Below are 26,019 nucleotides of genomic sequence, written 5' to 3'. Positions count from 1 at the left end.
GTTTATATAATCAAAGTCTTGTTCTTCATCACCGCATAGGTGACTTAGAAAATTAGCAGACTTACAACCCTATGCTAATGATACTTCATCACCGCATAGGTGACTTAGAAAATGCTGAACAAGAAAGCGAGCTATGCAAACAGCTTCATCACCGCATAGGTGACTTAGAAATTGTATTGATATAGTTAAGTCACTTACTAATACTTCATCACCGCATAGGTGACTTAGAAATTTGTCCTCGCCGCCAGTAACAGACATTCCCACTTCATCACCGCATAGGTGACTTAGAAGTCTCGCAAAAAGACTGATTAAACGCTAAGCTTTTGACATAGAAAAAAATAACAAACAATAAAAAACCAGACAGCCTAGGCCATCTGGTTATCAAGTATTATCAAATACCTACCTACTAACCGTAAGCTGTCCCCCAGAAAAACTGATGCATCCATCACAAAACCAAGATTTATGTTGTCTTGCATGGGGGATATCTGCTGGCACATCGAGTTGATAAGGACGACCGCAATACTCGCAATGTATATCACCCAAATAAACCTGGCATTTTGCAAGCGTAGCAAACAACTCATCAGACCTTATATTGTAATCGTAGCAAAGTATCTTTAGATGAGCGATATAGTCATTGGGTGATACGTATGACCAATACTGATAGCACAAACGCTTTGCTACATCATCTAGGCTTGAGTCGAACACAAAGTTAACACTCATGATATTCTCCTCGTTAGTAGCCATAACCAGACGGCGGTAGTAGCTCGTAAATCTCGCTTTGTAGTTGAACATACATATCATCAACCAAATATCCAAGACTCGCATCCAAGCGCTTCTGTACCCATATACGTATTGCCATATGGTTATCAAAGCAAGGCTTGATTTCTAAAAAGCGTGCTAGATTATAACCAGGTTGAATACACAAATCATAAATCAACATATTAGCGATAGTATGGGCATCCTCACTGACATAGCCATTAGGCTTAAACTCGGCAAATAGCTTATCGTAATCAATAATTTTCATTTTTACGTCTCCTTGTCAGTAGATAATTGAGCCATCTGGCTTCGATTTACGAGCGCCTCAAAAGCGCTACCATCCTGCCGTGTCATATTTGGTACATAGCGACTATAAGTGTTAAATAACATCTTAGTCGTTGAGTGCCCCATTTGACTGGCTATCCACTCAGGACTCTCACCTGCCGCCAACCACAAAGTCGCTGCCGTATGGCGTGTTTGATAGGCGTTACGCTTCTTCAACCGTAAAACTTTAAGTGTGGGATGCCAAATACGCTTATTCACATTGTTATAATCCAATGGCTCACCCGTATGTGAGCAAAACACATAATCCGAACGCCTATAGGAGATTTCTTTTTGCTCTTTCAGCGCATCATAGACCCATGGAGACATCTGAATAGCACGATAAGACTCCTGTGTTTTAGGAGGAACAATCTTGCCTTTGACTAACGCCTGCTTAATGACAATTTCACGACGATTAAAATCAACGTTATCCCATGTCAGCCCATCAATCTCACTAGTACGCATACCTGTAAAAAATCGCACCAGATAATAATGGCGATAATCCTCCCTCACGCCATTAATAAACGTCCAAACCTCCTCCAGTGTGAGAGGCTGAATATCAGTTTTAGGCTGTTTGAGTGCCTTGATATCATAATAAGGGTTATCAAACTTATAGCGTTTAGCGGCTTCTTTTAGTATCATACCTAAAGGTACCATTATAGAATTGATGCGTGCCGCTGACAGATGTTTGTTAGCTTTTCCGTACGTTACTTTGCCGAGCGATGAACGGAAGGCTAATACATCTGTCTTTTTTATGAGATGAATGGGTTTAGTACCAAACTCAGGAAGCAAATACATATCAATAATCTCCTGTATTTTGCGCTTGTAAGTATCGCGCCACTCAATTTCTTTTTCAGAAAACCACAGTGTTGCGAACTGCTTGAAGGAAGGAACGTTGGTATTAATACATTCCTTACGATCGTTCAAAGCCACCATTTCTGCAGCCTTATCACTTTTCGGAAAGTATTTAGCATAATTAAAAATACCTAACCTAATTTCGGCTTCCATATTCAAAATAATACTTTCAAGCTTTTTACGATTTGCCGGAGTATCTATCAGGTTTGTCGTCTCCCGACAGCGTTTGCCCATATAATAAAAATCGACTATAAGCCTCTTATTTCTGCTTCTAATGCTAGCCATCATATTTCTCCTTATTGCAATGCCATGGCGTTGATGCTACCGGTGATACCAGTACGCATGTCTTTTTCAATTTCTTCCCAAACGTATAAAATCTTGCGACCACCAAAAGGACGTATGTAATGAATGCCTTCAATAAGTACGCTATCCTTAAGCTCATTACGGATCGTGCGCGGATTGTATTTGATACGCTCAGAAAGCTCTTGGGTTGTCAGGTAAGTATGTGACATAATAGATTCCTTGTAAGTTAATTAAGCTACTTTACGAGTCTATCGAACATTAATGTACTTCTATAAAACAACAAAGTACTTCGATACGCTTAATATACCGTTATTTGTTATTCGATACAAGTACTTTTTATGAAATAAAGGTTTTTATTATGATTGTGTCTAATTTGCCAGTTTTATTAGCAGAGCGCAGAATGAAGGTTGCTGATTTGATAAGGATGACAGGCATTAGTAAATCTACAATGCACAAAATCTATAATGAACAGACTTCGCGAATAGATTTTGAAACCATGGATAAGATTTGTGAAGCACTAGATGTGGGTGTGGGTGAATTATTTACTTATATCCCTAACAAGGCATCAGAAGAAGTTAAATAGGTGGTAAAGAAAAGTTTGGAGTAGAGGTCAAATATCGGAGAAGACAAGATAGTGATATTTTAGGTTGGTCACGTTTTAGTCACCATTTGGTCACCGAGCTTTTTTAAGAAAAAAGAATACTGATAAAAATAGAGCAGCTACAACACGAATCAAATAGAAGTTTTGCGCTACGACCCTTATAAAACGGGCATAAAAAAAGCCCCAATCATAAAGATTGGGGCTTTCGAATCTGGTAGGCGTAACTAGATTCGAACTAGCGACCTCTACCATGTCAAGGTAGCGCTCTAACCAACTGAGCTATACGCCTATTTAGGTCATGCATTTTAGCAAGTTTTTAAAACTTTGCAAGCCTTTTCTATCACAATATTGACTTATTATGAGAATACCTATTTTTAAGCTTTATAATGAAGCACTTAAGAAAATCCAGCGTTGCTAAATAGTTTCCGCTATCTAAGATAGCTCATACCTTGTAGACTTTTAATATCATAAAAACATAACTTCCTAATAGAGGCCATCACATGACCCTACGCATTCATGCCTTATTTCATACAGATTACGAAGACCTCAGCTTTATTAAGCACTGGGCAGTTAATCATCAGCACACCATTACCTACACGCGATCTTATAATAAAGACGCCTTGCCAGTGCTCACCAGTTTTGATTGGTTAATCATAATGGGCGGGCCGATGAGCGTCCATGATGAGGACGACCATCCTTGGTTAAAAGAGGAAAAACGTCTAATTAAGCAAAGTATGGATAGCGGAAAAACAGTGATTGGGGTGTGTTTGGGTGCCCAGCTTATTGCGCATTGTTTGGGGGCGAGCGTAGAGCCAGCGGGCGTAAAAGAAATCGGTTGGCTACCTATTCAGTTGACCACAGACGCTCAGGCGCATCCTTTATTACAGGACTTACAAAAGCAGCCCTTTACCGTTTTTCATTGGCATGGCGATGGGTTTGAATATCCACAAGGCGCGATTCCGTTAGCGACATCAGCAGCATGGCCCAATCAAGGCTTCCTTTATCAAACGCCGCAGCAGAAAGCGCTCGGTACTTGGGTTATGGCTTGGCAGTGTCATTTTGAAGTGACCGAAGAAAGTATCGTTAAAATGGTGGAAAATGGCAACCATGCTATTCAAAAAGGGCGGGTCGACTATCCTAAAACGGTACAACCAGCGGCTGACATAATAGCACTTGGCGATCAATATATCGCCGATAACAACGCGCGCTTAGCAGCCATGCTCAATCGCATAGCAAAGACTACTGACATTTAAACCTAACCTTTCAATCCTAAAAACACTTAACGGTTTAGCTGCTCTTGCGTTTTTTAGCCGCAAGTTCACTTTGCTCAATTTCTAGCGGCGTTAAACCATTTTTCTTAGCTTTAAGATAGCTAAGATAAGCGGGAATATGGGTATTACCCAAGTATTTATCCAAATAAGGTAAAAACCCCGCATAATTGCCTTTAAATTTGGCATGGTGAAAATCATGATAAACAGGGCCTTCATACACAGGCAATAAATGCGCAGGATTCCACGGTATATCGTAGCCAATATGCCCATCCGCGCCTTCGATTTGACGTAGAATCACCCACATCCATACCACATAAATGTGCGCCCCTAAAATGATTGGACCTACTAACGTCAGCGACGCCGTCAATGAATACTCGACCCAGTGCATATAATTGCCATTGATACCGCAGGTATTACGAATGCGGTGGTGCACACTGTGGATATTTCTTAGCAGCCACTTATTTTCATGCATATAACGGTGCATACAATAGTATAAAAAGTCATCAAGCAGCACGAAAAAAATCAACTGGGCGATGATAATATACCAAACTGGCATCTCACCATTATGCACGCCGGTCAGCTTTAACAGCGGCCAAGCCAGCACCAATAGCGCGGCTAAAATAATATTATTAATAATGATGCGGCCGATAGACGGTAATAAAAACTGTTTCATCTCAAACGGTTTTTGTTGAATCTTATATTTACGCAAGGATACCGGATCGCGCCATGCAACTATCGTCCATGGAATGGCAACTGCTAGAAAGGCGGTCGTACTAATAGCAAGGGTCGCCATGGGGAACTGCCAAAACCAAGGGTCGTTATAAAACCCTTGCCAATACGAAAACACATCCATATGTCACCTATTGAACATTACGTTTGCAGGTAAAAAGCATTGAAAGCAAATAAAGAAATTAAGATATTAAGAACCTTTATAAGCGTTTAATAATACCAACATAAGTTAATTAATATATCACTATCTTATCCCTTATCTGGTATAGATGTCGCCATTTTTACCCCGCCATAGGTGACTAAGACGACACCCAGCGCTATCAATGACGCACCCAAAAACAGCCCTTCTGGCGGACTTTCTCCCTGCAAAAAGATAGCGACAGGCACACCGACGACCGCACCGACTGAACCTAATAAGCTTAGTAATACTGGGCCGCCCGTTTTTTGTAGTAAAAATAACAGTAAAAACTGACCAGCGAAAACGAACGCCTGCACCGCAATCAATCCTAACGGCAATATCTCTGTCATCGGAACCGCTAGTGAAAAGTGCGGCATAAGACTGACTAAACCAAGTAACACAGAGGCTGCTATCAGCATACCGGGTACAAGTGCGCTTGGAGACAGATTATCTGGCCAGTATAAGCTGCGATAAATATTGCCAATCGTCAATAACACCGGCCCGCAAAGCGCAAGCCCAATCCAAAATACACTGGCATCGGGCGCAGCAAATTTACGGGCCGCGAGCACCCCTGCTCCGGCAAGTGCAGCGACCACGCCAAGCGCGCGCAGCTTTGTAAAGCGCTCTATTTTTAAGATGATTGCGGCCAGATAAGTTAGGAGCGGCGGCAGAGAGATAATTAATGCGACAAAACCTGCGCCGACATGCGGAATAGCAGAGAAGAAAATGAGATTGGAGCCTGCCACACTCACTAACGCTGCCACTAGATAATAGCTCAGGGTTGGTTTGCTTAACGGCGGCAGTTCATGGCGAAAAAGCGCATAACTGAATAAAATCAACGCCGCACCAGTGATAGACCAAAACAGAAATGCCAGCGGCGTCAGACCGACCTCGCCTGCAAATTTCGCCAAATTGGTCGAAATACCGGTTAATCCACCACCAACGATAAGACACAGCACAGGAATGAGCCACGCTTTTTTACCTTTAGCCGTACCTTGCTGCGTTGACCCACTCATAAACTACCTTAATGTTAAAACGGCTATTATATTAGGTCTAGTTTTACTTATGAAGTTTAACCCTATTAGGCTTTGTTGATGCGCTCTAGAAAATTTTAATTTGAGGTAAGGACTGTTAAACCGGAACCTTGTGGTCCACAAAAAGTATCGAATAAAGCAAAGAACACATCGGGATCAATGATTTCTTCTGGCGCAAAGACACCGCTTTGCTTTAAATAACCTCGATGTAGCAGCGGTAAAAATAGCGCTTGCGGGATTCCAGTGACCGTTGCCATTCCACCTGCAGGCGTATTGCGAATAAAAGCGCCAGCGCTGGCAGGTTGACCATTTTTGCGTCCTTGCGCATAGGCTACTAAGCCTGGAATCTCTTTTTCCTCGCTTTCGGCTAAATGGGTTTGGCGTGCTTTGCGACTATCTTTATCAGTCAATAACCGTGCTGCACCCTCAACAGCCATTTGCCCCGCCGCTACTGCCGACGCAATTTGGCGCAGATTATCAACGATATCATCGATACCAAGCATACCGTTATAGCAGTTTTTTAGCCGTGGAAAGCGCCTATTTAAAGTGACCGCTTCAGGATGTCCGAGTGACCACACATCAAGCTCACCAAGCCTTGGGAAGTCGATTTTTGAATGGGCTAATGGTTTCGTATCGACCATCTTTCCAGCTGCTAACACGCGGATATCTTCAGATAAACAATGTATAAGATGTACTGCCGCTGCGTCAACTTGACCCTCATTGGCCGGCTTACTAAATCCATCATCGGCATTCACAGCGCCCGATAGCTTCCATGCCGACACGATAGTATCCACTTCATCCAACGCCGTTGCCGCTTTCACACACAGTAAATTAGAAATACCGGGGCTCGCGCCTAAACCAATCACGGCGGTGACATTATTTTGTTTTGCACGCGCATTTAACTTAAGCATCTCGACGGTCGGTTGCCAATCATCGCAAATGTCACAGTAGTGCTTACCTTCCTCTATCGCCGCCGTTAAAATCGGTACACCAAAGCGAAAAAAAGGCCCTGCTGAATTTAGTACCACATCGACGTCGCGAATCGCTTGGCGTAGGCTATTGTTATCTGTTACGTCCAAGTAAAGCGCGCGGACAGGTTTTTTAAGAGCGTCTGTATTTCTTCTATTTAGCGATTTGCTATTTAACTCGGCAACAAAACGCTCCGCCAGCTCACTGTCAATACCAGCGACGATAATCTCGCTAACAAAATCAAAGCTCATCGCAGCACGCACCGCAGCACGACCCATGCCGCCACTACCACCTATGGCCAATACTTTCATAAAAACGTCCTTGTTCAGTTTTACATTTACTAAAAATCGGCTTAAACAAAATTCAGCTAACTATTGCTTAGCACCAAGATAGATTAGCGTTCGCGCCAATGCAACCATAAACGGGTATCGAGCTCATACTGATGATAATCCGGTTCCATATGGCAGCAGAGCTGATAAAAAGCCTTGTTATGCTCTTGCTCCTTAAAATGTGCCAACTCATGCACGACAATCATACGCAAAAACTCAGGCGGCGCTTCCTTAAATAGGCTGGCTACCGTGATGCTATTATGTGATTTCAGCTTACTGCCTTGCACGCGCGATTGATAGGTATGAATGCCAAGCGCCTGTTTGAGGACAGCAAGTTTACTATTATAAGTCACTTGCGACAGCGGGCTGCTTTTGCGCATATATTGATTTTTAATGTCATTAATATATTGATATAGCGCTTTATCGCTTTGTATTTGGTGGCGATTGGGATAATTTTTATCCAAATAGTCGCCCAATCTGCCCGTGCTAATCAGCGTCGCCGCTTGGCTTTGAATCTGCTCAGAATAATGCGCGATATATTTTAATGTGGTCAATATGGTCACCGTTTTTATCTTTGACGTTTTATCTTTAGCGTTGTGCGATAGACATTTTTTATTCTAAATTTACTCTAAATATACTTTATATTAGCCATGCACCTTCTACCAATATATCAATGTAACGCTTCATGGCTAAAAACTCATGATTGCTGGTAAATAATTAATAGCTGCTTAATGCGCCACTGAATTAGACAGCAAGTTCATCACCACGACACCGCCAACAATCATCGCAATACCAATCACAGCAGCAGTATCAAGCGTTTGCTTAAAGAAGAACAGCCCTACCAAAGAAGTCAGCACGATACCGAGCCCGCCCCATAGTGCATAAGCAATACCGATAGGGATGGTTTTTATGGTTTGGGTTAGTAAATAGAACGAAATCGCATAAAGCACCGCCATAATCAGCGTGGGTATAAAGCGTGTAAACTGCTCTGATTTGACTAAAAAAGTAGTGCCAATCACTTCACAAACAATAGCGATGGCAAGGTAACCGTAAGCAATCATGGTTGGACTCATATTTTAGGCACCTATATTGGTTAGAGCGTGGTTTTTAGGAAGTGAGTGGTTAGAAAATGATTGTTTAGAAAGTGCTTGGTTAAAACGTGTCGCATAGCCGCGCATAAAGTTAAAAAACTTTAAAGTAAAGCAAATTACAGCCAAAACGCTAAAGAAACGCTCGGGTGGCTATTTTATAGGTTTATAGCAGCGCTTGAAATAGAGATTTGAAGGTTTACAGTAATGCAGGGTTTTACTTTACTTTCAAATAGATAGTCTAATTAACCTGACTAATAAAGTGAAATTTATAACCTTTCTTGCAAGTCGGTTTTATATATAGGCTCGATATACTGTATCAGGGTCACTTATTAAAACAGTCAATAATCCAGCCACTTTAAAAGCAAAAAAGCTCAATTTCATACGGATTGCAATTATATTTATAATTAATCGCCTAATAAGGTTGACAGCCCATAACTACTTGGCTAAAATGTGCCCCACATAACGCAAACAAGATAAGCAATCGCACCTACCAAAGCTTTTGTAAAACTTGTGATAGTAACCGTTATAAACAACTTATTCTCCAATAGCTCAGTTGGTAGAGCAACGGACTGTTAATCCGTGTGTCCCTGGTTCGAGCCCAGGTTGGAGAGCCATATTTGAAAAGACCTTCATCACTTATTTGATGGAGGTTTTTTTATGCCCGCCGATTTTAGCTGCTAATCGCATCGGCATAAGCCCACACAATATTAATACAGCGACAGTGTTCTTTTAGCAACTTTTGTTGTATGGTAAGGTTAGCAGTGACTGAGTCAGTTTTTGTCTGAGTGCTTTACTCCTACTCACTAAAAGTAATGGTTTATTATGATACCTGTACGTGTAAAAAATAAATTCTCTGACTATCCGCAAAAAATCATGCGCCCAGTCAGTATTCGTTTGTCTGAAGAAATGATTTCGCTATTAGAAGCCACATCAAAAGAGCTGGGTTTTAAGCGCATTCAAGGACTTATTCGCCTTTATATTCGTCAAGGTCTTGATCGCGATCATCAGGATTACACCCTAGCCCATGATGAAGTTTTTATCGAAAGTTTGCGTAAGCGCGGCGTCAGCCAACGCATCATTGATGAGGCGATTGTGGTGACTCATAATAACAATATCACCCATCCGCTGTCTGAGCTGCAAGATAAAGATAAAAAATAACGCCAGTCATGAACTAATAATACATACAAAATGAGAAGACTAAGTTTGCTTAATAGCGCTTAGTCTTTTTTTTACCACTTAATTTGTCACTTAACTTGTCAATTAAAACAAGCCCTCCTCGATAAATTCAATAACGTCAAATGGCTATTAGCGATAAATAAACATACAAAATTATCATAGGCGCTATATTAGTATAAGAGTTATTACCATTTATATGGGTTGAGAAGGAGGCATAAGATGATTGGTTCATATAAACCTGCAAGCTATGTAAGAAAGGCCATGTTATTGGCATTTACCTTGGCGATGCTGCCTGTTATTAATGGCTGCTCACAGCCGCCCGCCGATCCCAGTAAGCAGACCATACCGACCAACTCTGACCAGTGGCAAAAAAAGCTGGGCGACACCTTTGAGCGTTTGCCTGAAGGCGATAGACAGCTGCTAAGCCGCTATATGCTGCGTATGAAGCTCAGTGGTGCTTATGAATCTGGGGCGATGCCTCGTATCACCATTAAGCAAGCACTCGTCCAACAGCGTGAATATGAGCGCCTACATCCAAACAATCCAACTGGTAAGAAAAGCCCGATTGTAACCAGTCCGCAAGTCGGTACTGCCAAAGCGCAAAACTACCCTGTTGCCTTACTGCCAGTTAAGACCAGTGATAGCGATAGCTTAAACCAAGTAAAGCTACAGTTTATGCTCTCAAACCACGGTAAGGTGGCGATTAAAAGCTTTAAAGGTAAGCTCACCATGAAAGAGAAGCAGTTAACCAAAAGTAAAACCTTTAATGTGCCGTTAACGCAGTTCAAACCACCAATCGAGCCGGAGCAATCTGGCAAAATAATTATTGAAAGTAGCATTGAAGACATCAATGTCATGCGGGCGATTAAAAATAACACAGGGATAAGCATCGAGATTAGTAAAGGTAAGCTGGTATTAGTGGATGGTCAGGAAATTGAGTTTGATGAATTGCTAGAAAAATAAGACGATATTTATAAAACTTGTAAAAATATCGCATAAAAAAAGCCCCAATCAATTGCTGATTGGGGCTTTTTCGAATTTGGCGGAGACGGAGAGATTCGAACTCTCGAAGGGCTATGAACCCTTGTCGGTTTTCAAGACCGGTGCATTCAACCGCTCTGCCACGTCTCCATTGGTGCATCATTATATAGATATCATTAGATAATGCAAGCGGTTCATATTAAAAAAATGAAATTAATTTGCAGCTGGTTTTAAATCAATGACTTACCGTTTGCTCGCAACTATTTATTCAGCTCTTTAGCTTAAACTGTTTACTTGAAGCTATTTTATTTACTTGAAGCTAAGTGTAAGCACATATCAAGCAACCTGTTGGCATAGCCCCATTCGTTATCATACCACGCAAAAACTTTATACTGATCACCCACGTGCATAAGCTGTTGCCCATCAATAATCAGTGACTCCGTTTGATGAATAAAGTCACTTGATACCAATGGCTCATCAGTATAGGCCATGATATCAAGCAAGCAACCTATGCTAGCCGTTTTAAGCACATCACGAATCGCCTCTATACTGACATCTGGAGTATCAAAGACAAAAGTGACATCAATAGCGGCAACATCGATGGTGGGCACTCTGATTGAATGGCCGTTTATTTTGCCGACCATCGCTGGCAATACGCGCTCAGTGGCCGCGATACTGCTGGAAGTCGTAGGAATAATATTGTGGCCAGAGGCTCGCGCCCGCCTTGGGTCACGATGCGCTTGATCGAGTACAGTCTGATCGGCAGTGACGGCATGTATCTCAGTCATCATCGCTGACTTAACGCCAAACACTTTATCAAGGGTAGCAATCAGCGGCACCAAGGCCTGCGTGGTACAAGAAACGCTCGATATAATCGGCAGCTCACGCGTGAGCTCATCGGTATTGACGCCCATAACGATACAAGCATCGACATCATCAAAGGGTGCGGCACCGATTATGACTTGCTGCGCGCCCGCTGCTATATGCAACTGCGCTTGCTCATAAGAGCGAAAGTGCCCTGTACACTCTAGCACCACATCGACGCCCAGTTCCTGCCATGGTAGGTTTTTTGGGTCGGGCTCTGAGAGCATTTTAATACAATAGGTTAAATTGTTTTTAGTCAGACACAGCTGGGTGTCTGTATTAACAGTCGTATTGCTATCACCTTTACCAGCATCGACGTCATTCATTACAATATCAGCGCTGACACCCAGTCGGGTTAAGCGACCGTGGGTACTGTCAAATTTTAGCAAATGCAGCAGAATGTCAGCCGGTGCCAAATCATTAATCGCCACCACATGAATGGCACGACCTAATACCTCAAAGCGCTCTAGTAAGGCGCGAAGTACATTGCGCCCTATGCGGCCAAAGCCATTAATAGCGACTCTCAGAGGCTGTGTGTACTCGCCAGTGGTAGGATATGCGACTACCGCTGGGTCAGACGTCAATTGATAAGTGGCGCTAGAGAAATCAGGCATAACATCAGACATAAACAGGTATCGCTATAAAAGGATATAAAAAATTGAGCGCTGCAAGCTCAAGGCTCTCATGAAAAAACTAACAGACTACTATGACCGACTTCTTATCTTTGGCTTTTATACAAATGGCTTAACCATGATTGATTGGCTCAGTTGGCTTACTAAGGCGTAATAAAAATTAAAGCCAAACGAATGGTGTTGTAATCGATGCTTTGCTTAAGATGGTCAAAGATTGGGCGCAGCTTAATACTGCCATCATCATTAAAATCGTTTGGATTGTTGGCAACTTTAATCGCCACATAAGCGTTACCCACTGCCGTCATCACTTCATCGTCTGGGCGCAAATGATCACAGGCAAGGCTTGGGTCTTGAGATTTTAGCTCGCCAATATGACGCATAATGGTCGATTGTGATAGCTGACGCGCTTGCGAAATCTCCGCAATAGATAAGCTTTCTTCTAATAGTATTCGGGTGGCGAGCAAGGTACTGTCCGACTTATCAGATACTTGATTGCCGAGTTTTTGTTTTTTATCGAGCTGCGCTTGCTGTTGCTCGCGGCGTTTTTTCTGCAAATTGGCATAAGCATCAATCACTGATTTGTTAAGCGTTCCACCTGACTTTAAGATAAACTTCTCATGTGCTTGCGTCATACTTTCTTCATCGAGCATTGCATAATTGGCATCAGCCTCATCAGACAATGCTAAAAAGCGTTTATCCGCGCCGCGTGCGAGCGGATCAAGTTGCAAGCTCATGTCATTCATACCAAGCAGCTGCAAACCTGCCAATGACTTTAGCCGTGATAATGCCACATAACCTTGTCCTAGCTCAAAGGTGCGCGATAAGTCTATTTCTGCTGCATCAAGGGTCATACCTTGTGATTTATGAATGGTAATCGCCCACGCCAGACATAAGGGTACTTGCTCATAGCTTGCCAGCACATCACCGGTCTCATCTTCAATTATCCATTCTTCCGGCTCGGCGATGACTTCACGACCAGAATTCAGCCTAACCACGGGCATCTTTTGCGTGGTTGGTTTTTTAACGTTTGGTTTCTCTTTATCCTTTGTAGTCTTTTTACCTTTGCCTTTTATATTCTTATCATTCTCATTTTCAGCGTTTTCACTATCGTCTTCTATCAAATCATCATTATTGTCTTTATCATCATTAATTTTTACGGCGGCAAAGCCTATCAGCTCGCCCATGGTGCCGTTAGAGACGCCAAGCTCGGTATTGTTTTTGATAAACATTAGCTTAGCACCGACTTTTAATACCAAATCATCTTGGGTACGGACGGTCTTTTTAAGGGTCTCAACCAGTTTACTATCACCCGTAGAGGTGGCGGTAAAACGCATCATCTCGCCATCTAACGCCGCAAGTTCTTTATCATTGATGCTATTAACGTTGAGATTATGGGTATACAAACGGGTACGTTTGATATCGACGTTTTGATCAAAGGTGGCCTCTAAGGCAGCAATCGCCTCAAAGGTCACTTCTTGACGGCGAATTTGATTGAGGATATCGTCCAAATCAAGTCCGCCATTAGCCGCTTCGCTTACTTGACGATGTTGCTCAGACAAGTAGCAAATATGGAACTTAGCATCAAGCCATGCTTCAGACATAAAGGCAAACTTTTCACGGTTGGTTTCGCCCTTGCTACCAATCGGCGGTAACTGGAAAAAGTCGCCCGCAACGACGACTTGAATACCACCAAACGCTGCATCATTTTTGCGTACATGCTTAAGCACTTGGCTGACCAAATTAATCTGCTTGGCGTGCAGCATCGATATCTCATCGATAATCAATACCGCAGTATCTTTTAATCTATCTGCCAAAAATTGCTTGCGCGATAGATTGCTTAAATCGCGATCAGTCAGCTCATCCTTGATACCAATACCCGACCAACTATGAATGGTCGTGCCGTTCATGTGTGTGGCGGCAATACCCGTACTCGCGGTCACAGCCACAGGAACACGGCGCGCGCGCAGATAATCGATATATTGGTTGAGAGTATAGGTCTTACCTGAACCTGCTGAGCCCGTCAAAAATACATTTTGACCCGTTTTTAAGATATCAAGAGCAGAAGATTGACGCATATATCTAAACCAATTTAGTTAATAGTAATAAGAAAAAGAGCTTAAGAACAAATCATGAGGGACAAGCTGCCCACAATTATAACAGCTACGCCAGTTTTGCGAACCACTTTAACCCGTCAAGCTTACATAACCTAAAGTTATATGATACGAAATATATCATTATAAAAAGTCATTATCGCTCAAAGCCAAAGCTCAGTACGATAGAGTCATAGCTTGGTCAGGAAGGCCAGGTATGTTTATCTATATAACCATAGTACACAACAAGGAATCGTTCATGTTATACGCCTATCCCAATACTGAAAAAAGCCCCGTTCAATTCCGCAAAAAATATGACAACTTTATCAATGGTGAGTGGGTCGCGCCAGTCGATGGCGAATACTTTGACAACTCAAGTCCAATCGACGGTAAAGTTTTTTGTCAGGTCGCACGCTCAAAAGAAGCCGATGTCGAAGCGGCGCTAGATGCTGCTCATGCTGCCAAAGACGCATGGGGCAAAACCAGTGTCACTGAACGCTCTAATATGTTGCTCAAACTTGCCGACGGTATCGAAGCCAATTTAGAGGCAATCGCTATCGCCGAAAGTTATGAAAACGGTAAACCCGTACGTGAGACCCTCGCTGCTGATATTCCAATCGCCATCGACCATTTGCGTTACTTCGCTGGCGTTATTCGTGCACAAGAAGGCGGCATTAGCCAAATTGATGAAGACACGGTCGCTTATCATTTCCATGAGCCGCTTGGCGTCGTCGGTCAAATCATTCCTTGGAACTTCCCTATTCTAATGGCGATTTGGAAAATTGCCCCAGCCCTTGCTGCTGGTAACTGTATCGTCCTCAAGCCTGCCGAGCAAACGCCAGCTTCCGTTTTGTACATGCTTGACGTCATAGGCGCGGCGGACATTTTACCGAAAGGCGTACTAAACGTCATTAATGGCTTTGGCGTTGAAGCTGGTAAGCCAATCGCTTCTAATCCACGTATTGATAAAGTTTCGTTTACGGGTGAAACCACCACTGGTCGCTTAATCATGCAATACGCCAGTGAAAATATCATTCCAGTCACGCTAGAGTTGGGTGGCAAAAGTCCAAACATCTTCTTTGCCGATATCATGGATGAAGACGATGACTTCTTAGATAAAGCGGTTGAAGGCTTGGTCATGTTTGCGCTCAACCAAGGTGAGGTCTGTACTTGCCCTTCACGCGCATTGGTACATGAGAGCATCTATGATGAATTTATGAAACGCTGTATCGCCCGCGTTAAAGCCATCAAAATGGGCAACCCACTTGATACCGATACCATGATAGGCGCGCAAGCCAGCTCAGATCAGTTAGAAAAAATCCTCTCTTATCTTGATATTGGTAAAAAAGAAGGCGCAAAAGTCCTTGTCGGCGGCGAACTCGCCAAACACGATGGCGACATGGCAAACGGTTATTATGTACAGCCAACCATCTTTGAAGGCACCAATGATATGCGCGTGTTCCAAGAAGAAATCTTTGGTCCTGTGCTAGCTGTCACCACCTTTAAAGACGATGAAGAAGCGCTGGCTCTTGCCAATGATACCTTATATGGTCTAGGTGCTGGCGTATGGACGCGTAATGGTACGCGCGCTTATCGTTTCGGTCGCGGCATTAAAGCTGGTCGCGTTTGGACCAATTGTTATCATCTCTATCCTGCGCATTCAGCGTTTGGTGGCTACAAGCAATCTGGTATTGGCCGCGAAAACCATCTGATGATGCTCGATCACTATCAGCAAACCAAAAACATGCTGGTGTCTTATAGTCCTAAAGCGATGGGCTTCTTTTAAATCAGTCTTTTGTTATTTTATAAATGAATCAATGCAATCTATCGCTAGGTAGATTGCATTTTTGCTTTAAAACTCATCAGCAAAAATGAGCGATTTATAAATTAAAAGGAGTTAATTATGAAACTTGAAGCGACAGAGTCCTGCAAAGCATTAATCGAATTACTCAAATCTAAACATGGCGAGCTGATGTTTCATCAATCAGGCGGCTGCTGCGATGGTAGCTCACCGATGTGTTATCCATTGGGCGAGTTCAAAGTGGGCGGCCAAGACGTGCTCATCGGCGAGCTCGCTGGCTGTCCTTTTTATATGGGTAAAGCGCAGCATAAACTTTGGCAACATACCGATTTGACCATCGATGTGGTCGATGGACGCGGGGCCAGTTTTTCATTAGAGATACCTGAAGGTAAGCGCTTTATCGTCCGTTCAGAAGTATGTGCGCTATAAAATGCGACTTTATTCACAATAAGCTATCAGTGTCATATCAGCGCATTTTATGTCTTATTGGACATTGAATTTTTCATAACACTTTGAGCAATACAACTTTGCCAAGCACCACTTGGTCATTTTTATTGCATTATTTAACCAAAATAATAGATACTGTAAGACGGAAGCGATTTTAGAAGCTCGCTTTAATGAGCGCGTTTTAATAAGCATGGATGCTATAAGGAAGATAACATGGAAGTTGATCCAAAGTTTGATTACGTCATCGTGGGTGGCGGTTCTGCAGGCTGCGTGCTTGCCAGCCGGCTGACAGAAAATCCAGACCTCAGTGTCTGCCTATTAGAATACGGCGGTGAAGGCAAAGACCTTGCAGTTCGTGTCCCTGCAGGTTTGATTCTCCTAGTCCCAGGCAAGCCGCTAAAATTGAACAATTGGTGCTTTCATACTACCCCGCAAGCGCATCTGAATAACCGGCGCGGCTTCCAACCACGTGGTCAATGTTTAGGCGGCTCATCCGCTATTAACGCCATGATTTATACCCGTGGCAGTGCCTTAGACTATGAGCGCTGGGTTGAACAAGGCTGCGAAGGTTGGGGTTTTGACGATGTACTGCCCTACTTTATCAAAGCTGAAAACAATATCCATGGCGCAGATGATCTGCATGGTGATAGCGGACCTTTGCATGTCAGTTATTTATTAAGCCCGCGTGATATCTCAAAAGCATTTGTAGAAGCTGCCGTTGCCAATGGTTTAGATCAAAATGATGACTTTAATGGCAAAAAACAAGACGGTGCAGGCTTATATCAAGTCACCCATTTTCATGGCGAAAAACAAGGTCAACGCTGCTCTGCGGCGGCCGCTTATTTGCATCCAGTTCAAAGCCGACCCAATCTGACCGTCATTACCCACGCCCAAGCCAACCGAGTTATTTTTGAAGACAAACAAGCCGTTGGCGTCGCTTATGAAAAAGATGGCGTCGAGCATACGGTGATGGCAAACCATGAAGTCATTTTATCTGGTGGCGCTTTTGGCTCACCCAAAGTCCTGATGTTATCGGGTATTGGTCCTGCTGAGCATTTGCAGTCACATGATATCGAAGTCTTAGTCGATGCGCCCGAGGTTGGCGGTAACCTGCAAGACCATTTAGACGTCGTCTTTGATTATAAGGTTAATACCACTGATGTCATCGGTATTGGTATGGCAAGCATTTCAACCTTAACCAAAAGCATTCGCCAGTGGAGAAAGGATGGCACGGGCCTCTTGTCTACCAACTATGCTGAAGCGGGCGCGTTTTTTAGTGTCGGTGATGACCCAAAAGACTGGCCAAATACTCAGTTGCATTTTGTCATATCGCGCGTGATTGAGCATGGTCGTGATCTTAGACGCGGCTTTGCCGTCTCTTGTCATAGCTGCTATCTGCGCCCTGAAAGCCGCGGCACCGTTAGGCTTGATTCTGCTGACCCGTCAGCTGCGGTATTGATTGATCCAAACTATCTCTCGCATCCCAAAGACGTAGAGTATATGGTGGCGGGCGCTGAGCGTACGCGCGCTATTATGCAAGAATCGCCCATCGCCAAATATATCACCGAAGACTACCCTGCTCCTTATATCGAAAAAGACGGTATGCTCGGCTATATCCGCAATAAGTCAGATACCATTTACCATCCTGTCGGTACTTGTCGTATGGGTTCAGATGACAAATCAGTGGTCGACTTAGAATTAAAAGTACGCGGCGTCAGTGGATTACGGGTTATTGATGCGTCTGTGATGCCGACCTTGATTAGCGCCAATACCAATGCACCAACGATTATGATTGCTGAAAAATTGGCTGATCTTATTAAAGCCAACCATCATCATATTGAGCTAGCCGCGTCATAAAATACGTTAGGATGGGGTGGAATGGGATAAGCAGCTTATTGTGGCTGCTTTTCTTTAACAAGCTTATCTATTCAAAACTTGATATTCAATAAAATGAGAATAAGCTGATGGTATAAAAATGTGGCTCATATTTTTTCGTTGCTATCTTTAGAACTTATTTAGGCAATTTTATATTAGCAGTCTATGTTTTGGTTTTTAGAATACCGAAAAAATCGATAAGATGTACTAACTTACTGAACTCAATGGCAAATAATAAATTCGGCAATAAAGATATTAAAACGAAACGTTTTCTATCAAAATTAGTTTATAGATGCCTTGCATTAGCAGTGTTTAACAGAGTATATTTAAACGACTTATTTATATCAGTATTTTTTGCAAAGCTGACTGACGGTTTATAGAACCTGATGCATTTTTTATTTGCTTATCAACAATACGATATAAACAATTGCTTTAAAGGGAATTAAAAGGACGTCAAGCATATTTATGGTTCGCAAACGAACTTATAAAGATGCTTGGCGACTAATTATAATTACATAGGATGTAATAATGCAAAAATCACTTTTCAAATTGACCCTGTTGGCGACGGTTATCTTAGGTATCAGCGCCTGTAGCGGCGACAACAAAACCACTGACGGAACTGCTGCCAGCTCAGACGCCAAAGCCGCGAAAACCCTACTTTATTGCTCAGAAGGCAGCCCTGCTGGCTTCGATCCCGCACAGTATACGGCAGGTACGGATTTTGATGCGAGCGCCTATCCTATTTACAACGGCTTGGTAGAATTCAAAAGAGATGGCACTGAGATTCAGCCAGCCTTAGCCGAAAGCTGGGTTATTAGCGAAGACGGCAAAACCTATACCTTTAATCTACGTAAAGGTGTCAAATTTGGTAAAACCGATTACTTTACCCCAACCCGCGATTTTAATGCGGACGACGTAGTCTTTACGCTAGAACGTATCACCAATCCTGATTTTGAATTCAATAAAGCTTATCCTGCTGAGTTCCCGTATTCAGTCGGCATGGGATTGCCTGATCTTATCTCTACTATCGAAAAAGTCGATGAAAATACTGTAAAAATTACTCTCAGCGAGACCAATGCGCCGTTTCTGCAAAACCTAGCGATGGCCTTTGCTTACATCGATTCTGCTGAATATGCAGACAAGTTAATGGCTGCTGGTAATGCTGCTGATATCAACACCAAACCAGTAGGTACCGGACCTTTCGTCTTTACCTCCTACCAAAAAGACGCGCAAATTCGTTATACCAAAAATCCAGATTATTGGAACAAAGACGATATTCATATCGACAATCTTGTATTTGTTATCACTAAAGACTCGGCGGTTCGTGCGCAAAAAGTGCAAGCTGGCGAATGTCATGTGTCCGCTTATCCAAAACCTGCCGAAATTGAGTCTGTTAAAAAATCTGGTAAGGCCACCGTGCTTGACCAGCCCGGCTTCAACATCGGTTATGTCGGCTACAACGTTGAAAAGCCGAAGCTTAGCGACCTTAAAGTTCGCCAAGCATTAGATATGGCCATCAACAAAGACGCTATTATCAACGCCGTTTATCAAAGCGAAGGGCTTAAAGCCACCAATCCTATGCCACCCACGCAATGGGGTTACGATAAATCGATTAAAGATGCCCCTTATGACGTCGAAAAAGCCAAAGCGCTTATGAAAGAAGCAGGAGCTGACAAACTTGCCATCAACCTCTGGTATATGCCAGTTCAGCGCCCGTACAATCCAAATGCCAAGCTCATGGCTGAAATGTTGCAAGCAGATTGGGCGAAGATTGGTGTTAATACCAAGCTGGTCACTTATGAGTGGGGCGAGTATCTAAAACGCGCCGCTAAAGGTGAGCCTGATGTTATCTTAGCAGGTTGGACGGGTGACAATGGCGATCCAGATAACTGGCTTGGTTCGCTATTATCTTGTGATGCGGTCGGTGGCAATAACTACTCACGCTGGTGTAATAAAGACTTTGACAGTTTAGTAACCAATGCCCGTCAGATTACCAATCAAGATGATCGCGTCAATGACTATGTAAAAGCTCAGCAAATATTTAAAGAGCAACTGCCATGGACCACGATGGCGCATTCGGTGGTAACGGTATTCACCGCACCAAACGTCGTCGACTATAAAATCAGTCCACTTGGCTCAATACGCTTCGATGGTGTAAAGACTGAATAATCTTAACTGATGAAGTCCGGTAAAACATGCATGATTGTTTAATTGCTATTCGGCTGGGTCAGATACTCTGCTCCAGCCGTATTTATATGAATTAGGCACCCTGTTAAGCAAGCGCTTTGTTAAGCATCCTGTCACCGACACTCTCATCATTATCAATATTCTAGTCATCGACTTAGAATTATTAAACCATAACTATTGAACCACAACTATTGAGCAGCCCATGCTACTTTATATTTTGCGTCGTATTGCCATCCTCATTCCTGTCTATCTTGGCTTAACGCTATCGACATTTACCCTGATTCGGCTCGTCCCTGGAGATGCCGTCGAGATTATGATGGGTGAGCGTATGGTCGATCCAGAGCTCCATGCTCGTGCCTTAGAAAGACTTGGTTTAGACAAACCTCTTATTATCCAATATTGGGATTATTTAACCGGTATATTGACTGGAGATTTTGGGGTGTCTTTTCGTACCCGTACCCCCGTATTACCAGACTTCTTTGCCCATTTTGTACCAACCTTAGAGCTAGCTGTGTGCGCCATTGTCATTGCCAGTATCATTGGGGTGAGCTTAGGTATTTTTGCCGCGCTGCGCCGTGGTACATGGATTGATTACACCTTGATGTCAGGGGCGCTGGCTGGCTACTCTATGCCCATTTATTTATTAGGACCTATCCTAACCGGTATATTTGCCCATTATCTCGGCCTGTTACCCGTCGCCGGTGTGATATCTGTCGCGCAGTTTTTAGACGTCAAACCTTTATATGGCTCATGGTTATTAGGTTCCTTGACCTCAGGAGAACCTGGCGCATTTTGGGACGTGGTAAAACACTTTATCTTACCATCTATTGCTTTATCGACCATTCCACTCGCGATGATTGCACGTATGACGCGCTCGGCGATGCTGGAGGTATTGGATGAAGACTATGTGCGTACTGCGCGCGCTAAAGGTTTATCGCCGCGCCGCGTGATATTGGTACACGTCATGCGCAACGCCTTGATTACTGTGGTGACGGTGATTGGCTTACAGATGGCAACCTTGCTCGCTGGCGCTATTATCACTGAGACTATCTTTAGTTGGCCAGGTGTTGGTAATTGGCTACTCGACGGCTTCTTTACCCGTGATTATCCTATTGTGCAAAACGGTATCTTATTGGTCGCCACCGCCTTGATTTTGGTTAGTTTATTTATTGATATTTTGTATGGTCTGATCAATCCGCGCATCAGACATACTTCTTAATTTAACATTGATAAATACTCATATTATAAATAGTGGCTATTGGTGTTTGCATGGTTTTGAGTGATTTTTTAGCAAATGCTTAATACTTATTAAGGCTAAAACTCTAAAACTTTAAATATTAGCAAAGCACTAGCCACTGTAGGAAATGCTCATGAAGCCTTCTGTTCTTCCCTCTGATCTTAAGCTGATGGCAGCGACACCGCCGTCATCTTGGCAGCTATTTTTATCGACATTTTGCCGCAATAAAGGCGCGGTACTTGGTTTTATTGTATTGGCCTTGATGGTGATTATCGCCATACTTGCGCCCGCCCTTGCACCGCATGACCCTTATGAATTATTTACCGGTCAAGAGCAATTGCCGCCCGCGTTTTTAAGTGGCGGCGATAGCATGTTTTGGCTGGGTACTGATGATGCTGGCCGCGATACGTTATCGCGGGTAATGTATGGCGCACGCTATTCCTTATTTATTGGACTAAGTGCCACAACCCTTGCGATGTTGGTCGGTATTTCTTTAGGACTGAGCGCGGCGTTTTGGCCAAAGGTTTGGGGCAAAGCGGTGATGCTGGTCAATGATATTTTGATGTCTTATCCAAGCTTGCTATTGGCGATTATTATTGCCGCTATCTTAGGGCCGTCTATGACCAACACAATTATTACCATTGCATTGGTTTGTACGCCGCCTTTTATTCGTCTGACACGTGCTACTGCCATGGTAGAGCTACAACGTGAGTACTTTGTTGCCTCGCAAGTGATGGGGGCTGGCGTGCTGCGCTTATTATTTATAACCATTTTGCCAAATTGTATGGCGCCGCTTATCGTCCAAGCAACGATGATTTTTTCCTCTGCTATTTTAGAAGCAGGCGCAATTGGTTTCTTAGGCTTTGGCGTGCAACCGCCAGATGCCGAATGGGGCGCAATGCTCGGTACAGCGCGGCAATATATTCAAAGTAATGTTTGGCTCGCTATTTGGCCGGGTGTCGCCATCTTCTTAGCTGCCTTGTCTATTAACCTGACGGGTGATGGCTTACGCGATGCGCTAGATCCCAAATTAAAGCAGGTGACCTAAGATGACTGATACCTTAGATAAAACAGCGCTTACCCATACTTCTATGAATGGCTCGTTAATAAAAGAAGCGCCACTGTTATTAGATATTGAAAATCTTTCGGTCACCTTTGGTCAAGGCGCGCGTGCTTTTCGCGCCGTCGATGATGTGTCATTAAAAATCACCCAAGGCGAAGTCATCGCCGTCGTCGGTGAATCAGGCTCAGGTAAGTCGGTCACTATGATGGCGCTCATGGGACTATTGCCGCCTTCTGCGACAGTTCGTGCCAAGCGGGTGATGTTTGATAATAAAGACATGCTGAGTATGTCAGCCAAAGAAAAACGCGGCATCATTGGCAAAGATATTTCTATGATTTTTCAAAATGCCATGTCTTGCCTAAATCCAAGCTTCACCATTGAGATGCAGTTGGGTGAAGTACTACGCAAGCATCTTGGACTGCGCGGTGCAGCAATACAGGCGCGTATCTTAGAGCTGCTCGAATTGGTTGAGATGCCGGATGCTAAAAACCGACTTAAGGTTTATCCGCATCAATTATCAGGCGGTATGAGTCAGCGGGTCATGATTGCGATGGCAATTGCTTGTGAGCCAAAACTGCTTATTGCCGATGAGCCAACCACGGCGCTTGACGTCACGGTGCAAGCACAAATTATGGATTTGCTCGGGCGCTTACAACGCGAAAAACAAATGGCAATGGTATTAATTACTCATGACTTGGGTTTGGTCGCGCAAAACTCACGCGATGTCGCCGTCATGTATGCCGGACAAGTGGTTGAAACCAGTACAGTGCCGGAGATTTTTCAACATCCTGCCCATCCTTATACCGAAGCGTTGCTACAAGCCATCCCTGAGCTGGCAATCGGTCAAGACAGGCTCAATAGTTTGCCGGGTGTGGTACCAAGCCAATATGATCGCCCAAGCGGTTGCTTATTGTCTCCCCGTTGTCCGTATAAAGAACCTGCTTGTGAAGTACCACCGCCCATTTTAGATACGCCCAATGGCAAAGTGCGCTGTATTCACTCTGAATTGCCTAATTTACCTTCTCGCACCTCCACCCCTCACCCTGCTACTTTGGAGTCACAGCATGAGTCATAAAGTGATCTTAAAAGCAGACAACCTACACAAGCATTACCCGGTATCGCAAGGATTGGGCAAGCCTAAAGCGTATGTTAAGGCGCTAAATGGTATCTCGTTTGAGCTTGAAGCGGGCAAAACGCTAGCGGTCGTTGGTGAGTCAGGCTGCGGTAAATCGACGCTTGCCCGCCAGTTGACCCTCATTGAACAGCCCACTGACGGCGAGTTGTTTATCAACGATGAGGCAACGACCGGTTATAGTAGAAAAGCATTAAAAGATTTGCGTACCGAGATTCAGATGGTATTCCAAAACCCTTATGGCAGCCTAAACCCGCGTCATACGATTGGTTATCAATTGACTGAACCGTTAGATATTCATACCAAGCTATCTAAAGAAGAAAAGCGTGACAAAATAAACGAGATGATGCGACATGTCGGTCTACGTCCCGAACATGCTGGCCGTTATCCACATATGTTTTCAGGTGGTCAGCGCCAACGGATTGCCCTTGCCCGCGCGATGATGCTTAATCCAAAAATTGTCGTCGCTGATGAGCCAACCTCAGCGCTCGATGTGTCGATTCAAGCGCAAGTGTTAAACTTGTTTATGGATTTACAGGACGAATATCACACTGCTTATGTCTTTATCTCTCACAATCTATCAGTAGTGCGCCATGTTGCTGATGATGTGATGGTGATGTACTTAGGTCAAGCCGTCGAGCATGGGTCTAAAGAAGCGATTTATAATGCGCCAAAACATCCTTACACCATCGCCTTATTGGCGGCGGCACCGACTGTAACTGGCCATAAAAATGACTTAACCTTACATGGCGAGCTGCCAAGTCCGCTTAATCCGCCAAGTGGCTGCGCCCTGCACAAACGCTGTCCTTATGCCAAACAACAATGCAGTGAAATAGAGCCAAAACTGCGAGAGTGGGACGGTCGATTGGTTGCGTGTTTACGTTTGGAAGAAATATATGGATAAGCGACATTTTGTGTTTAGCGGTACATTATCTTGTGCTGTGCTGATAGCGATGACTGCTGCCCAAGCCAATGACTCTACCGGCTATGTCGGTGCAGGCGGTGTTGAGTATATTAAAAATAAAGATATCAGCATGCATAGCGAAGATTTATACATCTCAAAAGATGAAGTGCGCGTCAATTATGAGTTTAAAAACCTAAGCAATAAAGACATTACCGAGACGGTTCTTTTTCCTATGCCAGCTGTGCCCAGTTTTACAGACTCAGATTACGCTGATACTAGTGCCACTTATAATAATTTTAAACTTTGGGTCAATGGTAAGCCTATCATTCCTGATCAGCATGTCCGTACTTTTATGCGTCCAATTGTTGTCAAAGATGGCGATAGAACCTATGCAGACATCTCTCTTGATACGACTGAAATATTCAAGTCGTGTGGTCTTAACGAGGCTGATATGATGGGACCTTGGACGTATCAAGTTGATACTGACTACGTCAATCAACAGCTTTTAGATTGTAATAATAAGGCATTAGATAAATTCATATATGATAGAGAAAGTCTTTATATGACTTGGGATTCGCAGGTGATTTATAGTTGGAAGCAAACTTTTAAAGCCAATACTATCACCAAGGTCAAACACACGTATAAACCGTTAGTAGGTGGCTCAGTTCATTTAGGCGAGGAAGAATTTCCAAATTTTTGCGTAGATGCTTCAACTCAGAGAGGATTTCACAAGAGTGGTGGTCGTCCCTATCACGCCTTAAGCTATATCCTAACTACGGGAGCAAACTGGGCCAAACCGATTCCTCATTTCAAACTGACCGTCAAACGCGACCTTAACGAACTAGTCTCGTTCTGCTGGAAAGGTAAAGGTAAAATCAAAAAGATTGGACCAACGACGTTTGAGATAAAAGAAAGTAATTTTGTGCCAACCCATGATTTTGACGTCGCTTTTATTATGAAGTAGCCGTTATTTTTTAGAGTACGTCTAGCGCGTCGATAAAACTTGATTCGACAGTCGTCTTGTATCTAGGTTTTAGTGAACAAAAACAAGCAAGAAAATAAAATTATTAGCCTCAGCATCCAATGCTTTAAAATTGGGAAAATATGCGAGGCATGGGACGGTTTGCTTTACTAACTGTACTCGGCCTATACCTGCTAATAGCTAATCAACATTCACCACACCGCGACACTTA

Annotated in this window: 23 protein-coding genes, 3 tRNA genes and 1 CRISPR repeat array (1 of these 27 cut by a window edge); of the genes, 14 read left to right on the top strand and 12 right to left on the bottom strand. The window is 43.4% G+C overall.

Translation table 11 applies throughout. From position 1 onward, the window contains the following. Window positions 1–291: direct repeats of the CRISPR family, unit length 28 nt; unit sequence CTTCATCACCGCATAGGTGACTTAGAAA; it reaches 37 nt to the left of the window's first position. Between the two features lie 442 nt (window positions 292–733). The 3 genes from B3Q63_RS08915 to B3Q63_RS08905 are packed head-to-tail and all read right to left on the bottom strand — an operon-like array spanning window position 734 to window position 2,444. Then, entirely contained in the window at window positions 734–1,024 is a 291-nt protein-coding gene (locus B3Q63_RS08915; RefSeq protein ID WP_011959966.1) for a hypothetical protein, read from the bottom strand. A gap of 2 nt (window positions 1,025–1,026) precedes the next feature. Next, on the bottom strand, window positions 1,027–2,217 hold the full coding sequence (locus tag B3Q63_RS08910; protein WP_041773283.1) for an Arm DNA-binding domain-containing protein: 1,191 nt from the start codon (window positions 2,215–2,217) through the stop codon (window positions 1,027–1,029). 11 nt (window positions 2,218–2,228) lie between these two features. Next, window positions 2,229–2,444: a hypothetical protein gene (locus B3Q63_RS08905; protein WP_011959964.1), complete on the bottom strand. Its 216-nt coding sequence runs from the start codon at window positions 2,442–2,444 to the stop codon at window positions 2,229–2,231. Window positions 2,445–2,593: 149 nt separating this feature from the next. Here B3Q63_RS08905 and B3Q63_RS08900 point away from each other — a divergent pair, with 149 nt between their 5' ends. Then, entirely contained in the window at window positions 2,594–2,818 is a 225-nt protein-coding gene (locus tag B3Q63_RS08900; RefSeq protein WP_041773282.1) for a helix-turn-helix domain-containing protein, read from the top strand. 230 nt (window positions 2,819–3,048) lie between these two features. Here B3Q63_RS08900 and B3Q63_RS08895 read toward each other — a convergent pair. Then, a tRNA-Val gene (locus B3Q63_RS08895) sits at window positions 3,049–3,125 on the bottom strand. Between the two features lie 211 nt (window positions 3,126–3,336). Between B3Q63_RS08895 and B3Q63_RS08890 the strand changes: the two genes are divergently transcribed. Next, window positions 3,337–4,089: a type 1 glutamine amidotransferase gene (locus B3Q63_RS08890; RefSeq protein WP_296175831.1), complete on the top strand. Its 753-nt coding sequence runs from the start codon at window positions 3,337–3,339 to the stop codon at window positions 4,087–4,089. Between the two features lie 34 nt (window positions 4,090–4,123). On the opposite strand, the gene B3Q63_RS08885 is transcribed toward B3Q63_RS08890, so the two are convergent. The 5 genes from B3Q63_RS08885 to B3Q63_RS08865 all read right to left on the bottom strand — a co-directional run bounded on the left by B3Q63_RS08885 (window position 4,124) and on the right by B3Q63_RS08865 (window position 8,419). Next, a complete protein-coding gene (locus B3Q63_RS08885) occupies window positions 4,124–4,960 on the bottom strand; it encodes a sterol desaturase family protein (RefSeq protein ID WP_296175829.1) in 837 nt (278 codons plus the stop codon). Between the two features lie 125 nt (window positions 4,961–5,085). Beyond that, window positions 5,086–6,030: a DMT family transporter gene (locus tag B3Q63_RS08880; RefSeq protein ID WP_296175827.1), complete on the bottom strand. Its 945-nt coding sequence runs from the start codon at window positions 6,028–6,030 to the stop codon at window positions 5,086–5,088. Between the two features lie 95 nt (window positions 6,031–6,125). After that, window positions 6,126–7,328 carry a saccharopine dehydrogenase family protein gene (locus B3Q63_RS08875; RefSeq protein WP_296175825.1) on the bottom strand — a complete coding sequence of 401 codons (1,203 nt, stop codon included), beginning with the start codon at window positions 7,326–7,328 and terminating at the stop codon, window positions 6,126–6,128. Between the two features lie 83 nt (window positions 7,329–7,411). Then, window positions 7,412–7,900 (bottom strand): M48 family metallopeptidase, encoded by a 489-nt coding sequence (locus tag B3Q63_RS08870; protein ID WP_296175824.1) that lies wholly within the window; start codon window positions 7,898–7,900, stop codon window positions 7,412–7,414. A gap of 174 nt (window positions 7,901–8,074) precedes the next feature. Continuing rightward, window positions 8,075–8,419 (bottom strand): DMT family transporter, encoded by a 345-nt coding sequence (locus B3Q63_RS08865; protein ID WP_271134609.1) that lies wholly within the window; start codon window positions 8,417–8,419, stop codon window positions 8,075–8,077. A 556-nt stretch (window positions 8,420–8,975) separates the two neighbouring features. Here B3Q63_RS08865 and B3Q63_RS08860 point away from each other — a divergent pair. From B3Q63_RS08860 to B3Q63_RS08850, 3 genes are all read left to right on the top strand, one after another. Further along, window positions 8,976–9,051, top strand: a tRNA-Asn gene (locus B3Q63_RS08860). A 208-nt stretch (window positions 9,052–9,259) separates the two neighbouring features. Continuing rightward, window positions 9,260–9,595 (top strand): CopG family transcriptional regulator, encoded by a 336-nt coding sequence (locus tag B3Q63_RS08855; RefSeq protein WP_201565211.1) that lies wholly within the window; start codon window positions 9,260–9,262, stop codon window positions 9,593–9,595. Between the two features lie 237 nt (window positions 9,596–9,832). After that, on the top strand, window positions 9,833–10,576 hold the full coding sequence (locus B3Q63_RS08850) for a hypothetical protein (protein ID WP_296175821.1): 744 nt from the start codon (window positions 9,833–9,835) through the stop codon (window positions 10,574–10,576). A gap of 77 nt (window positions 10,577–10,653) precedes the next feature. On the opposite strand, the gene B3Q63_RS08845 is transcribed toward B3Q63_RS08850, so the two are convergent. The 3 genes from B3Q63_RS08845 to B3Q63_RS08835 all read right to left on the bottom strand — a co-directional run bounded on the left by B3Q63_RS08845 (window position 10,654) and on the right by B3Q63_RS08835 (window position 14,165). Next, a tRNA-Ser gene (locus B3Q63_RS08845) sits at window positions 10,654–10,744 on the bottom strand. A gap of 155 nt (window positions 10,745–10,899) precedes the next feature. Then, window positions 10,900–12,072: a type I glyceraldehyde-3-phosphate dehydrogenase gene (locus B3Q63_RS08840; protein WP_296175936.1), complete on the bottom strand. Its 1,173-nt coding sequence runs from the start codon at window positions 12,070–12,072 to the stop codon at window positions 10,900–10,902. Between the two features lie 161 nt (window positions 12,073–12,233). Next, window positions 12,234–14,165, bottom strand: a complete 1,932-nt coding sequence (locus tag B3Q63_RS08835; RefSeq protein ID WP_296175819.1) for an AAA family ATPase — start codon at window positions 14,163–14,165, stop codon at window positions 12,234–12,236. A gap of 274 nt (window positions 14,166–14,439) precedes the next feature. On the opposite strand from B3Q63_RS08835, the gene B3Q63_RS08830 reads away from it, so the two are divergent. From B3Q63_RS08830 to B3Q63_RS08790, 9 genes are all read left to right on the top strand, one after another. Further along, complete coding sequence (locus B3Q63_RS08830) at window positions 14,440–15,966, top strand: aldehyde dehydrogenase family protein (RefSeq protein WP_296175818.1); 1,527 nt, start codon at window positions 14,440–14,442, stop codon at window positions 15,964–15,966. 117 nt (window positions 15,967–16,083) lie between these two features. Further along, window positions 16,084–16,410, top strand: coding sequence for a DUF779 domain-containing protein (locus B3Q63_RS08825; RefSeq protein WP_296175816.1), 327 nt, complete (start codon window positions 16,084–16,086; stop codon window positions 16,408–16,410). Between the two features lie 231 nt (window positions 16,411–16,641). Further along, window positions 16,642–18,285 (top strand): GMC family oxidoreductase, encoded by a 1,644-nt coding sequence (locus B3Q63_RS08820; RefSeq protein WP_296175814.1) that lies wholly within the window; start codon window positions 16,642–16,644, stop codon window positions 18,283–18,285. A 546-nt stretch (window positions 18,286–18,831) separates the two neighbouring features. Then, window positions 18,832–20,472: an ABC transporter substrate-binding protein gene (locus B3Q63_RS08815; RefSeq protein ID WP_296175811.1), complete on the top strand. Its 1,641-nt coding sequence runs from the start codon at window positions 18,832–18,834 to the stop codon at window positions 20,470–20,472. A 220-nt stretch (window positions 20,473–20,692) separates the two neighbouring features. After that, complete coding sequence (locus tag B3Q63_RS08810) at window positions 20,693–21,709, top strand: ABC transporter permease (RefSeq protein ID WP_271134598.1); 1,017 nt, start codon at window positions 20,693–20,695, stop codon at window positions 21,707–21,709. Window positions 21,710–21,860: 151 nt separating this feature from the next. Beyond that, window positions 21,861–22,775 (top strand): ABC transporter permease, encoded by a 915-nt coding sequence (locus B3Q63_RS08805; protein WP_296175808.1) that lies wholly within the window; start codon window positions 21,861–21,863, stop codon window positions 22,773–22,775. Between the two features lies 1 nt (window position 22,776). Beyond that, a complete protein-coding gene (locus B3Q63_RS08800) occupies window positions 22,777–23,865 on the top strand; it encodes an ABC transporter ATP-binding protein (protein WP_296175806.1) in 1,089 nt (362 codons plus the stop codon). Then, on the top strand, window positions 23,855–24,826 hold the full coding sequence (locus tag B3Q63_RS08795; protein WP_296175804.1) for a peptide ABC transporter ATP-binding protein: 972 nt from the start codon (window positions 23,855–23,857) through the stop codon (window positions 24,824–24,826). Before B3Q63_RS08800 ends, B3Q63_RS08795 begins: the two co-directional genes overlap by 11 nt. After that, the gene (locus B3Q63_RS08790) at window positions 24,819–25,790 is read left to right on the top strand and encodes a DUF4424 family protein (RefSeq protein WP_296175802.1); all 972 of its coding nucleotides are present in this window, start codon (window positions 24,819–24,821) and stop codon (window positions 25,788–25,790) included. The genes B3Q63_RS08795 and B3Q63_RS08790 overlap by 8 nt, the downstream gene beginning before the upstream one ends. The last annotated feature ends 229 nt before the right edge of the window (window positions 25,791–26,019 follow it).

This window comes from Psychrobacter sp. UBA2769 (assembly GCF_002352555.1).
GTDB classification, from domain to species: Bacteria; Pseudomonadota; Gammaproteobacteria; order Pseudomonadales; family Moraxellaceae; genus Psychrobacter; species Psychrobacter maritimus.
This window is presented reverse-complemented; position numbering and strand designations above follow the sequence as displayed.

What these genes read in the sequence shown, in the direction of transcription:
- B3Q63_RS08905 (WP_011959964.1), bottom strand. Translation starts at nt 2,444, where the DNA reads ATGTCACATACTTACCTGACAACCCAAGAGCTTTCTGAGCGTATCAAA.
- B3Q63_RS08840 (WP_296175936.1), bottom strand. Translation starts at nt 12,072, where the DNA reads ATGCCTGATTTCTCTAGCGCCACTTATCAATTGACGTCTGACCCAGCG.
- B3Q63_RS08800 (WP_296175806.1), top strand. Translation starts at nt 22,777, where the DNA reads ATGACTGATACCTTAGATAAAACAGCGCTTACCCATACTTCTATGAAT.
- B3Q63_RS08900 (WP_041773282.1), top strand. Translation starts at nt 2,594, where the DNA reads ATGATTGTGTCTAATTTGCCAGTTTTATTAGCAGAGCGCAGAATGAAG.
- B3Q63_RS08855 (WP_201565211.1), top strand. Translation starts at nt 9,260, where the DNA reads ATGATACCTGTACGTGTAAAAAATAAATTCTCTGACTATCCGCAAAAA.
- B3Q63_RS08805 (WP_296175808.1), top strand. Translation starts at nt 21,861, where the DNA reads ATGAAGCCTTCTGTTCTTCCCTCTGATCTTAAGCTGATGGCAGCGACA.
- B3Q63_RS08910 (WP_041773283.1), bottom strand. Translation starts at nt 2,217, where the DNA reads ATGGCTAGCATTAGAAGCAGAAATAAGAGGCTTATAGTCGATTTTTAT.
- B3Q63_RS08810 (WP_271134598.1), top strand. Translation starts at nt 20,693, where the DNA reads ATGCTACTTTATATTTTGCGTCGTATTGCCATCCTCATTCCTGTCTAT.
- B3Q63_RS08915 (WP_011959966.1), bottom strand. Translation starts at nt 1,024, where the DNA reads ATGAAAATTATTGATTACGATAAGCTATTTGCCGAGTTTAAGCCTAAT.
- B3Q63_RS08850 (WP_296175821.1), top strand. Translation starts at nt 9,833, where the DNA reads ATGATTGGTTCATATAAACCTGCAAGCTATGTAAGAAAGGCCATGTTA.
- B3Q63_RS08890 (WP_296175831.1), top strand. Translation starts at nt 3,337, where the DNA reads ATGACCCTACGCATTCATGCCTTATTTCATACAGATTACGAAGACCTC.
- B3Q63_RS08830 (WP_296175818.1), top strand. Translation starts at nt 14,440, where the DNA reads ATGTTATACGCCTATCCCAATACTGAAAAAAGCCCCGTTCAATTCCGC.
- B3Q63_RS08820 (WP_296175814.1), top strand. Translation starts at nt 16,642, where the DNA reads ATGGAAGTTGATCCAAAGTTTGATTACGTCATCGTGGGTGGCGGTTCT.
- B3Q63_RS08880 (WP_296175827.1), bottom strand. Translation starts at nt 6,030, where the DNA reads ATGAGTGGGTCAACGCAGCAAGGTACGGCTAAAGGTAAAAAAGCGTGG.
- B3Q63_RS08885 (WP_296175829.1), bottom strand. Translation starts at nt 4,960, where the DNA reads ATGGATGTGTTTTCGTATTGGCAAGGGTTTTATAACGACCCTTGGTTT.
- B3Q63_RS08825 (WP_296175816.1), top strand. Translation starts at nt 16,084, where the DNA reads ATGAAACTTGAAGCGACAGAGTCCTGCAAAGCATTAATCGAATTACTC.
- B3Q63_RS08790 (WP_296175802.1), top strand. Translation starts at nt 24,819, where the DNA reads ATGGATAAGCGACATTTTGTGTTTAGCGGTACATTATCTTGTGCTGTG.
- B3Q63_RS08875 (WP_296175825.1), bottom strand. Translation starts at nt 7,328, where the DNA reads ATGAAAGTATTGGCCATAGGTGGTAGTGGCGGCATGGGTCGTGCTGCG.
- B3Q63_RS08835 (WP_296175819.1), bottom strand. Translation starts at nt 14,165, where the DNA reads ATGCGTCAATCTTCTGCTCTTGATATCTTAAAAACGGGTCAAAATGTA.
- B3Q63_RS08865 (WP_271134609.1), bottom strand. Translation starts at nt 8,419, where the DNA reads ATGAGTCCAACCATGATTGCTTACGGTTACCTTGCCATCGCTATTGTT.
- B3Q63_RS08795 (WP_296175804.1), top strand. Translation starts at nt 23,855, where the DNA reads ATGAGTCATAAAGTGATCTTAAAAGCAGACAACCTACACAAGCATTAC.
- B3Q63_RS08815 (WP_296175811.1), top strand. Translation starts at nt 18,832, where the DNA reads ATGCAAAAATCACTTTTCAAATTGACCCTGTTGGCGACGGTTATCTTA.